Genomic DNA, 10617 nt, shown 5'->3' with positions numbered 1-10617 from the left:
AATATGTAGATCTTTCTCTCTTTTCTAATTGCCCAGTGGTTGCATATTGCATCAATAGCCAAACAGGAAATTTAACAAGAGAGTTCAAATCCTTTCGGGGGTAATTACTCCTAATAGCAGAAAATGCCTTTGCCAAGACATTTTCTTGAGGTCATTCTCTGGTCGTCCTGACAGGACATTATTCAAACTTTGATCTACTGGAGAAGCTCACAAAATACGTCTCTGAGCTGCGTTGATATAATATCAGAATTTACGGAAAAAATCGAGAGCGTTTTAAGCAGCACAAAACCTCATTTTCGGCTCGCCACCATACTGCTGCGATGACGCAATAACGCTATAGCAGCATTGTGGTAAACATTGTCGATGGCTATTTGGCTCTTTTTAATTCCTTTGGGAGGAAAGCATCGATCTCTTCCTCAGAAAATGTCATATCCTCAGAAGTTTTCAGTGCTTCTTGAGCCTTTTTGTATGCTTTGGAGATGGTGCTTGGAACGCCACCATAGACAGAATGAAGCTCGTCAAGTAATATGTCCCTTTCTGTCTGCAGTGTTTCTAGGGGTTTTTCACCCATCACCAAATCTGTAATCAGAGATAGATACTTTTCTCTTATTAGCCATAGATCATTGGCTGCCTGCTTATGTTTTTGTGCCAGCTCGCCGAGATCATAATCTTTTGTATATGCATTCAGGGCGAGCAGGGTAGTCGAAACAAGGATGCCTAGCGTGGCACCGAGTTTGCCAGCACCAAATACAGCCGCAATGAACCCCGCTGTAGTGATAGCGGACAGTGCTATCTGCGACACCTTGATTCTTGCAAGGCGCAAGAGAAGTATGTCGGCGCACTTCTCCTGTGTCTTGTGGGAATAAACAACCCGCCCAAAACACTCTCGAAGTTGACCTTCGAGTATTCGCCTAGATTCCGGAGAATCGTTAGTCTGGAAATGATGCTCCAAAGATCTCTCTCCATTTTTGTTTCGCAGACCATTCTTGTTTTGGAGTAGCCTGCTCGTGTTTGATAGCTGCTACCGCAAGGTTGTAGCATTGCTTTGCCTTATACTGAAAAAGCCCTTTACCATAGACATATTGACCGCTACCTGGAGCTCTCCAATACGCTTGGTCCTTGTCTTGATTGGCCATAAAATCAAAGAAATCGCGGCACATATAATCGTAGTAAAAGTATGACTTATCTCGATACTCCCAGTTGGCAATGAATTGATATGCCAGGGTGTCTGTTAACAGGCCCCCTATAGGTACGTTCCATCTATTTTTCCAGGCTCTCATCATGCGGCACAGTGGCACAAGGTTATAGTTACAGGATGCGTTTATATCTCTTATCGCCTTAATTTCTGGTTTTGGATTCGTCACGCACCAACTGCCACCATTGTTAGCGTTCGGATATGTAAAACTATCATCCGTGTTAACGAAGGCGGGCACAACTTCGAAGGATATCCCATCGGTAAAAGGAACGACGATGACTTGTCCATCCGCTCTAATGCTTGTAGTAGAGTAAGTTTTTGAGATCGACATCCTTACAGTCTGTAGAAGTGCTGATTGGCCGTTACCTGTGTAATTGTAATATTGCTCATACATCTTGTATGGTAGCTGAAAGATTATATCAAGGTCGCTGAACCCTTGAATTGCTGTGTTTCTACCATACGATCCCACGTATAAGCCATGTGAAGTATTAGAGTCGGTACTCCAAAAATCTGTGTTTAGTCGCTTTGTAATATTCTTGTAACGGGTTGATATTGTTCCGCCATCTTTTGCTTGGATATTGGAACAGAACATGCTAAACCAATCTGCTAACCCCACTCCGATCTCCCCTATCTAAACCAACGGTTTCTACAACATAGAAATGCGATCTTACATCAGAGATCGTCGCCGTTGTAGTTCTTTTCGATCGGCACCTATTCAATATTGACGACAAACTCTCCACTTCGAGCAACACAGATGCCATTCTTGACGATAAAGCATTCAATCCAATGCATACCTGTGTAGAGCGTGGATTCATATTGAGTGAGCCCACCTCTACCTGCTGTTCTTGCGGGCAGAATCTCTCCCCGTAGCCCGTTAGAGCGCTCGGCTTCTGTACCTGTATTCACTATCTGCCAATAAACATCGAATGGACGAGGCACGTCTGTTTCAGCCTCATACCATAGGTCGCAGTGCTTAGGTAAAGGTGTGGTATCGCTACTAAACTCATACCAGGTATCATTTTGTTTAACATGACCCTTGATTTTGACAAAGCTTTTGAGCTGAATTGGCCATCGAGGCTGGTGCCGGTGAGCGACGGTGAACCGGCTAGGTGATTTGGCACTTCCAGCCATAAGGCCGTGAACTGAGTCGAATTCATGCGGAAGATTTTGTAGGGCTTCGCTTACTGGACGATTGCCAAATCTTTTCTCAAGCGATCTACCTGCAGACTGAATAGTTTCTTTCTGCAAGGCCTCATTTATGTCCACATGAACTTGCTGCAACCATCGCCGAAAGTTTTGTTCACGTTCGGGGTGCTCGGCCCACATATCCGCAAAGTTCTCAAGCGGGTTTACAGGGTTTGGTACCCACGCAATACCATTATGCCACTGAATGAATCCCGGCATCTTATCTACGATATTGCCCAGAGCATCAAGCAAATCAGCCTCATTCTCATAAGCGTGAGCAGCTAATGTGGTAATTATGATAGAAATCGGCTTATTATCCTGGTCTTCGGCAAACATGATATCCCGGTGACGTTTAAGTATTTGGACCGCTCGTTGGAGTGGCGTCTTAACGCGGTAATCAGGAATATCTTCTACCTTCGCCTTAATTGATTTGGCAAGAAGTTCGCGTCTAAAATCAAATTGGGTTTTCATTCGGTCTTTAAACCACTCGGCATAGCCTTTTGGATTGCTTTGTGGCCAATCGTCATCAATATTTCCATAATTAGGTACTGTGTTGTCCGTGATAGCGATAGCTTTGTCGGTATAGTCATCCCCGGTAATTCCGCTAAACTTAAGTAGCCTGCGGAATGCCTCGCCATCTGGTATCGCCGGGAGGATATCCATATGAAATTGGGCACCATCTGCGTAATTCAATGTCCAGCAACGCCTTCCTTCTTCAGGAAGTGAGGCCATATTTCTGGCTAGAGCATACGCCTTGATTTCATGTCCAACCAAATCTTTTAATTGCTTTTGAGAAAGCTGATCCTTTGAAAGAGCGAGTTCACAAACAAGGTCGATATCGTACTCTTCGTTCTCTGAGATTGGCTTGATAACAGTGCCAAGTCGAAAGGAACCCTGTGGATATATCTCGGGCCTAAACGTAGCTGCCGTTGATTCGTTACGGCAGAGCCACCTGCCAATTCCCTGATATCGCTCTTCCGCTTCCTTATATCGGCTCTCCGGAACATCCAGTGATTCTGAAAGATATTGTAGCAAACTGCTGAGTTGGTTTTTTAACACTGACGGCATTATAGCCCTCCCATTTAACCCGGAATATCAAGGGCTTCCTTAAAGCCACCCTTATCACGATTCTCATCATAGATGCGCATTGGCAAATCGGCTTTCGGCATCCAAACCCGTCCCATTTCTACAGCAACAGAAACCGGCGCAGCTGGGAAAACGTGCAATACAGCATCTCGTCCACGCTGCGCCTTAATCTCGTCCAATAAACGACGGAACACTTTGCGAAACTGGGATAGTTGCTCTCGACTCTTCATGAAATCGTTGTTAGGTTCTCTTATGGTGACTGTCCAAATAGACGTGTCATCGCCAAGCACGCTAGTGATACGTGAATCATTAATAGTTGCACTTAGCGATAGATTCACGGCAACTGCGCCAGACTGAACTGCCGATGGTTGCTTAATAATGTACTCGAAATCCTCTGGGCTGTCCTGCCATCTCCAATTTGACGGCTCCCGGTGAAGTTGATAAACGTCGGCAGCAGGAATATCCGAAAGAAGCCTACCTAGCTCTATAAGCAAGGCTTGTGGAGCAAGCGCAAAGATTGATAGATGAGAGATATCCCCTTGAGCTAGCCTTGGTTGCACGCGTTGAATAAACTGCCTACGGAGATTCTCTCGCTCCATGCCCCAAAATTCTTCTTCATGATCTTGAAAAAGACTATTATTTAGACTCAGCTCAAAGGCTGGCTTTTCTGCGGGAAATCGCTCTGGCAACATAGCATGAGCTGCCTTTGCTAGGCTCGCATAGGCGGAATGTTCCCCGATATTTGCGCCATATAAAAGTACGTGGCTTTGTTTTTCCTCCTTAAAATCTGTTAGCAGTTCGATGCGGTCTTCATGCTTCCGCTTCATCTCCCGAAGTAGTTCGGGGGGATGGCCAGCAATGTCTTCCTTATCAATAAGACGATGATGCGTGTCACACATGAGCATCAAGTTGGAAATATCGGCTTTTAGCAGCTCAGAGAGTTCTGTGTCCCCACGTGGGCCACCGGGTTTATCAGCAATGATATGAGCTACGTAAGATTGATTGAATTCAAACTTAGTAAGCTCATCTATCCAAAGTGGCTTATTGCAACCCTCATACTGGCACCTGCCAGCAGCTTTGCCCCATAGCCGCGTCCTAACCTTTTCTGGAACGCTTGTCACCGACATTAGAATTCCCTTCGTTTAAAATATCGCGAAAATCATTATCCTCTTTTGTAGGATGAATGCCATCACCCAACCATTCACCTGTCGTGTACCATATCTCGTAATAGAAAAGCCATAGCGAGGTCCACGGTATTATTGTGTCTGCAATTAACATATCGCTGGACCATTCACGTGCTCGAGGATAAAACAAACAAAGGCGATCATGTTTATATGTATGTGGTATTCGCTTTTCGCCTTCCCTTTTTCTCAGCTGAGGCGATAGCACCCATACCTTTGGAAACTCTGACTTTGCATACTGAAACTTGACTAAGTAATTATCGCTTATGTCCGTTGGGCGCAAATATCCTGTCCAAATCGCCATATTTCGCTTCCAATCACATTGGAAGTCGGGGTATCGGTTTTCCATCGATAGCACCTGTTGGGCTATCTTAATTGCCGGACGTCGGAAATGTTTAATCGCCATAGAAATTATTCGGCCTTACCTGAGTAATTCCGCTAGCTAAACTTGTTGTTAACAGCCCGCTTTTTGTAATGCCAAGTGAATCCTCTTTGCGCGCTCTTGATATAATCTCAGCTCGTTCCTTTATGACGTCGTTAGTAACCTTTTCGCCAAATAACTCCTGAAGCATTTTTACCAGTTCAGGACCTCTTACAATGTTGAGTTTTTTCCATGTATCCGATAATTCATTGACCCACTTTACAAACTCATTATAGGCCTTATGATTATTATCCCAGCGCTCACTGAGGTCTTCGTCTTGATTTGCCGGATTGCGAACGACAATCCTGGTATCATTGGCAGAAATCTCGTTAGTTAAGCTGTGAAGGGTATATGCAAACGCCTCGTTAATCGAAAGTATTCCCCTGTAATACATACCCGCTAAGGTTGTAAGCACGATGCTTATAGGTGCCACCTCTTCATCGTTCTCAAAAGCTACGTCCCTTGATCGCTTAAGAAGCTGGACGATGTATTTTAAGGTTGACTTACCTCTTGGATCTTCGGGGTCTGGTAGCGGCTCGACTTTTGCCTTTGCAAGAACCTCGCCGAACTGATTGGCTTGTCTCTCGAACCACTCAGCATAACCTTTTGGGTTGCTTTCTTTCCATTCCTCAGCTTTTCTGTCAGGTACTTTTATGCAACCATGATTGCGAACAGTGTCAGGAGCAGCTGGAAGAACATCCATATGAAATTCATTGGCATAGTTTAGCCTGAGGCAACGGTTCTTGCGCTCTAGGATTTTACTATAGCTATCGTTTTCTTTTAATCTTGATTCAACTGCATCCAGCACTTGGATTGGATCGAAGTTATTCCAATCAAGCCCCATTTCACAAACTAAATCGAGGTCGTACTCTTGGTTGACTAGGGGCTTAACCGTAGTGCCTAACCTTAGAGACCCTTGAGGGTATATATCGGAATTTGCGATATAAAAATGGCTGCTCTTGTCGGAGAGCCATTTGCTAACCGATATATATCTATCTTCTGCTAATTTATGCTGGGTTGGGGTAATCTGGAGCTTTAAGCAGATCCCGGCAAGAAGGTCATCCAGTTCGTTGATAAAGGGGTCGGTAGCATACATACGCGGCTCCTCTACCGATTGTCCCTAGGCGGACAAGGATCGTTGCCATAGCTATCCCGCGCGCGTATTTGTCCGTTTTGCCCATGAATTAATAGTTCAGAGCCTTGGTTCCTTGCGACCTGCCTTGCCGCATCAATTGCTTGTTGTTGAGTGCCATGATGCGAGGTATCGCGTGTATTTCTCTCTCCGCGTACCGCCCAACCATCACCACGAGGTACTACATGTTGATTTCTGCCCATTGCTGCATCTCCTGTCGATTATGTTATTATTGGTTGTCAATATAAGACCTTATTTACCCTCTTTTAGTTCTATAACATAAAGATGGCCGTAATCTTCAAGGTCGACTATTTTCCAGTCATACTTTCCATGATATTTTTCTAGATCGATATTATTTGCCTTAAAAAAACTTCTTGTCACTACACTCCCACCATAATTCTTATTACTATGGATAACTGAGAAGCGATCTTTCTCATGCCTATTCTCTTCATCATTAGTGAAATGTACGCCGATTGCCTGATTTTGCTCATCCCAGAATAATATTACATATTTGTAATCCTTAATCTTGTTATCCACGTAGAACTTAGTGGGAAAACCAATGGAATTTGATTTAGTTATAGTTATTCTACTTTCTAGACGTGCATTACGTCCTTCAAACTTCTTAAAATTATACGGCATTGTTTATCTCCAATCGTTCAATTTTCTACTTACGAATTATACTCTATTATCTTCTGGAATCAAGGGGTATTTTGTAATTCGTCAACCTGTTTAATTTGCCTGCTATATTTTGCGTTTTTTGCTACTATCAACTAGTATTGTTGTTAGTCATGTCATTGTTATTTACGCTGAAATCTCACACAACTAACAATGTGTCTCTATATATACTATGTCACATTGACATTGGTCTTAGACTGACAAAGGGGTTATTGCTGATCTTGCCAAAGGGGAAGAAGAGCTTTGCAGACTTATCGGAGGATTTAGTTAAGGATTTCAAACAGCCAAAATGCAGAGAACCTTAAGACAGTATCTTGATTTTGCATCTTCTGAAAAAGTCATTCTTAAGCCAATATCTCCCCTACCCTGCCTTGTATTGCAGCAGCAAACTTTGCAAAGGTCAGTTCGTGATCAGGCTCATTAACGCCTTCGATTGTTGCCTCGGGCTTCCCTGTCACAAACCATGCCGTATTATAAAGACGCTGGATAAGGAAACGCCTGCACATAATTGCGATCCTCTTTTGGCACGATACATCTTTAAATTCTGGATCAGCCGGAAAATGGGGTTAATAAAATTCTAAGCTCATCAAGCCGTAACGATACCCCATAACAATAGGCAGAAATAAAAAAAGCTCTTGTGAAAGCCATTTTCACAAGGGCTAAAGTGGGGTCGTCCTGTCCTCCGGGGACATTATTCAAACCTTGAGTTGTTGGAAAAGTTGGTGAGATATATCTCTGAGATGAGGTTATGCTAAGTCTAATAAGTCAAGGGTGTCTCCTGATCCTATAACTGGTCATCTCCAGAAGATGCCTCAAACTCTCTAGTCTCTGTGCTAATCGAGCGGTATTTTGGCTCAATACCGGAAAGTAGCAAATCGCTTACAAATCTATCAAGCTCATATACTAGGCGTCCTAGATCGTTTCTGTCATCCGCCTTACCATTATGAACGAGCTGGCTTCGGATGTCGTAGCAGTAGGCAAAAAAGTTACTAGCACTTTTTTCATCATATCTCTGATCCTTTAGACGCTCACTTGCTAAGCGTCTGCCGGTTTGTTTTATTGATTCACGCTTTAACCTGCCGAGTCCATTCTTCAAACTTGCAATCTGCTCCAAACCTAAATCTGATTTATCGCTTAAATCCTTGAGCTGCTCTATAAACTGGATTGTTTTTCGAGGTGCCTCTTTCTGTTCAAGTATGCTCTCAATAGCTGTCGTTAGTATTAAGAAACGAGCTTGTGTTGAATCTTCAAAGTGCGATGTGAAGTAAAGATCAAATGCTAGCGCTTCTTTATCAGAAATACTAGCATTCATACTAAATGCATGATTTAGCTCGATGCCGAACTTCTTATCATTCGCAGAACCATGAATTGGTCTCACATGCCAACCAGGCGTATAAAACGTTGGAATACCTGACTCATAAACAACTATATGTCCGCTTTCGAAAACCCGTTGGATAATTCCTTCCTCGCAACCCGCAGCATGAATTCGCTCAAGATCTTGTTTGTCTTCGATTTCTGAAATATTGATTCTATATGCATCTTTGGCATTCTCTTCTTTGTTGTATGATTTAAATGGCGGCATATTAGCGACTAAATCTATGCCTGCATGGAGTCGCGCACAGCACAGTATAAGAGCGATGGTCACATTCTTCGCGTACCCATATGCCTCCTCTGCTGTGTTGAACGACTTTCCGTTTAATCTAAGTTCTTGACGGTTTGTGTTGGGATTTCTGCCCAGGATGGAGATAAACAAGTATTTACCGTCTGGCTGAGGTATCCTGATTTCAGCATCTGGAAACTCTAGGAAAAAGTTATTTGCTAACTGAAATGTAAAAACAAAGCCATACTTTTGCATAGCTACCCCTCAAACTAAGTCGCCATATCCATTTGCAGTCTTTACTGGCCTATAACAAATTGCTTCGCCAGCTACTTTCTAGATAATCAAGAGTTTCATCCCAGGCCCCTCTTAAAACACCACAGGCGGGTGATAAATCATTTGTATTGAGGCCTGGATTATTGTTTTGGTCAGTAATTAATCGCCAATCAAAGTATTTGCTTTCAGTTCCGATTTTTGGAACATAAAAATCAGTGCCTATTAGACCTGGCGTTAAGCGACCGTGGATTAAATGATTTCTATAATTCCTTAAATGTTGCAAGGGATACCCGTTCGCATCTTGCCATTGTCTTCTAGCCTCATTGCCCCCTAATCTTCCAGTACTAGCATCTCTCTTTTCTAGCCACGGATCGTAGCTTGTTGGATTTTTATATCGCTCCAAGAGTTCAAAGGCTACATCGAGAGCACCAGTAATTCTAGCCATTCCTTCTGTCAAGATGTCTAGATTACAACGAGGCAAATTAAACATCTCATATGCTCTTGCTAGATGTCGAAGGGCAGTATAGTGAAGCTGTGCTATACAGATATCTTGAGGCCCTTTACTTATAGAAGCCAATTCTGGATTGGTTTTAAAGTGAATGTCCTTGGGCCTATTTGTTAAAGGAGCGACGGATTTCTGCCAAAAGGCTTCATAGCTTGGGAATCTATCCTTAATAAACTCGTCCCAGTAATGTTTTTCAAAATCATCGCCATCGGTAGCTAGATGATATGTGCTCATAATTAATTCTCCTCTACTTTATATAGCATGTATAAATGTTTGCCTCATCACCCCTTCAGGTGATGATCACAACATATATGATGGGTAGCGTTAATATGTCGTACGAATATTCCACAAGATATTTTCCATTTTCGGACTTTTTCTAACTCAAGAAATGTAACCCTACTATGATTTTTTCAGCCACAATATTTACAGGAATAGGTTTGCCAAGGAATGCTTTAAAAAAACGGGGTGTCTGCGGTATGAATCTGAAGAAACGCCTGAACACCGAACAGGCATCAAACTATGCCAAATACTAGATGCTTTCCTATGTTCTTTATTTATTTTGGGAAGGCATATTTTTAAGTTACAGCAATTAGTTATTGAGCAATTAAACTCTTAATATTATATTTCATCTCTCTTCTCTTGAATGCTTCGTCGCCGCCTTCAAGAAAACCGGTGATGTCTTTTCTGATCTCCAAATTCTCTATTGAGCCAGACCTGTAGGTTATCTTACCATCCTTAAAGGTTGATATAATAACCTGCTCAGCATCTGTGTTTACGACAAGATTTGCATTATGTGTTGCGATTATAATTTGCCTTTTCTTCTTAGCTTCCCTAAAAGCATCGACTAACGCTTTGTAGACGAAATCGTTGTCAAGGTTCTCTTCAGGCTGATCAATTATTAGAGGAGAGTCTCCCTCGGCCAGGAATATCTTTAGCAACACCGTCCCTTTTTGACCCATAGAGAGCTTGTCGATATGAACCCCGTCAAATAGAATATCTGTAATCAATGAGAAATAGCTTCCAAAAACCCAGTCATAAAAGATTTGACTTGTCCTCTTTTTCTTCATAGCGTCTTTGAATTTCAATACATCATCTATGTATTGATCTACCTGCTTTAAATCTGCTGTGCCAACCAAGCCATCCAGGTATTTCGATACCTGCTCAATTTGGCTCACAGCGACGCTCTTGCTATTCAGAATATCGTCACCAACTTCTACGAACTGCTTCGAGTCAAAAACTATATTTGCCTTGAAGTCAACGTTTGTGTATTCCGCCGATTCCGACCACTGATTCCGATTCATTCCGTCCACTTTCGGAGCGAAGCGACGCCGGATAATTCCATGATTAACAAGTGGACGAAATCA

At 42.8% G+C, this 10617-nt stretch carries 11 protein-coding genes and 1 pseudogene; all 12 read right to left on the bottom strand.

Annotated elements, in window-relative coordinates; genetic code table 11:
• Positions 1–367: 367 nt before the first annotated feature.
• The gene (locus tag COY37_RS08325) at positions 368–952 is read right to left on the bottom strand and encodes an SLATT domain-containing protein (protein ID WP_286977200.1); all 585 of its coding nucleotides are present in this window, start codon (positions 950–952) and stop codon (positions 368–370) included.
• Positions 930–1811 carry an SMODS domain-containing nucleotidyltransferase gene (locus tag COY37_RS08320; protein WP_286977199.1) on the bottom strand — a complete coding sequence of 294 codons (882 nt, stop codon included), beginning with the start codon at positions 1809–1811 and terminating at the stop codon, positions 930–932. The genes COY37_RS08325 and COY37_RS08320 overlap by 23 nt, the downstream gene beginning before the upstream one ends.
• A gap of 95 nt (positions 1812–1906) precedes the next feature.
• Positions 1907–3448, bottom strand: coding sequence for a nucleotidyltransferase (locus tag COY37_RS08315; RefSeq protein WP_286977196.1), 1542 nt, complete (start codon positions 3446–3448; stop codon positions 1907–1909).
• A 14-nt stretch (positions 3449–3462) separates the two neighbouring features.
• A complete protein-coding gene (locus COY37_RS08310; RefSeq protein WP_286977193.1) occupies positions 3463–4593 on the bottom strand; it encodes an HNH endonuclease in 1131 nt (376 codons plus the stop codon).
• A complete protein-coding gene (locus COY37_RS08305) occupies positions 4562–4996 on the bottom strand; it encodes a type II CBASS E2 protein (RefSeq protein WP_286977190.1) in 435 nt (144 codons plus the stop codon). Before COY37_RS08305 ends, COY37_RS08310 begins: the two co-directional genes overlap by 32 nt.
• 46 nt (positions 4997–5042) lie before the next feature.
• Positions 5043–6164 (bottom strand): nucleotidyltransferase domain-containing protein, encoded by a 1122-nt coding sequence (locus tag COY37_RS08300; protein ID WP_286977187.1) that lies wholly within the window; start codon positions 6162–6164, stop codon positions 5043–5045.
• Positions 6165–6175: 11 nt separating this feature from the next.
• Entirely contained in the window at positions 6176–6403 is a 228-nt protein-coding gene (locus COY37_RS11920) for a DUF2188 domain-containing protein (protein ID WP_353682965.1), read from the bottom strand.
• A 49-nt stretch (positions 6404–6452) separates the two neighbouring features.
• Positions 6453–6839, bottom strand: coding sequence for a hypothetical protein (locus COY37_RS08295; RefSeq protein ID WP_286977186.1), 387 nt, complete (start codon positions 6837–6839; stop codon positions 6453–6455).
• Positions 6840–7219: 380 nt separating this feature from the next.
• Positions 7220–7429, bottom strand: a pseudogene (locus tag COY37_RS11915) (PaeR7I family type II restriction endonuclease); the annotation flags it as partial.
• 230 nt (positions 7430–7659) lie between these two features.
• Positions 7660–8730, bottom strand: a complete 1071-nt coding sequence (locus COY37_RS08290) for a HEPN domain-containing protein (RefSeq protein ID WP_286977185.1) — start codon at positions 8728–8730, stop codon at positions 7660–7662.
• A gap of 49 nt (positions 8731–8779) precedes the next feature.
• Positions 8780–9487 carry a hypothetical protein gene (locus COY37_RS08285; protein ID WP_286977183.1) on the bottom strand — a complete coding sequence of 236 codons (708 nt, stop codon included), beginning with the start codon at positions 9485–9487 and terminating at the stop codon, positions 8780–8782.
• A gap of 359 nt (positions 9488–9846) precedes the next feature.
• Entirely contained in the window at positions 9847–10554 is a 708-nt protein-coding gene (locus tag COY37_RS12070; RefSeq protein ID WP_286977181.1) for a P-loop NTPase family protein, read from the bottom strand.
• Positions 10555–10617: the final 63 nt, after the last annotated feature.

It is taken from the genome of Candidatus Aquicultor secundus (assembly GCF_002791875.1).
GTDB lineage: Bacteria > Actinomycetota > Aquicultoria > Aquicultorales > Aquicultoraceae > Aquicultor_A > Aquicultor_A secundus.
Note: the sequence above shows the minus strand (reverse complement) of the source record. Positions and strands in the feature narration are given on the sequence as shown.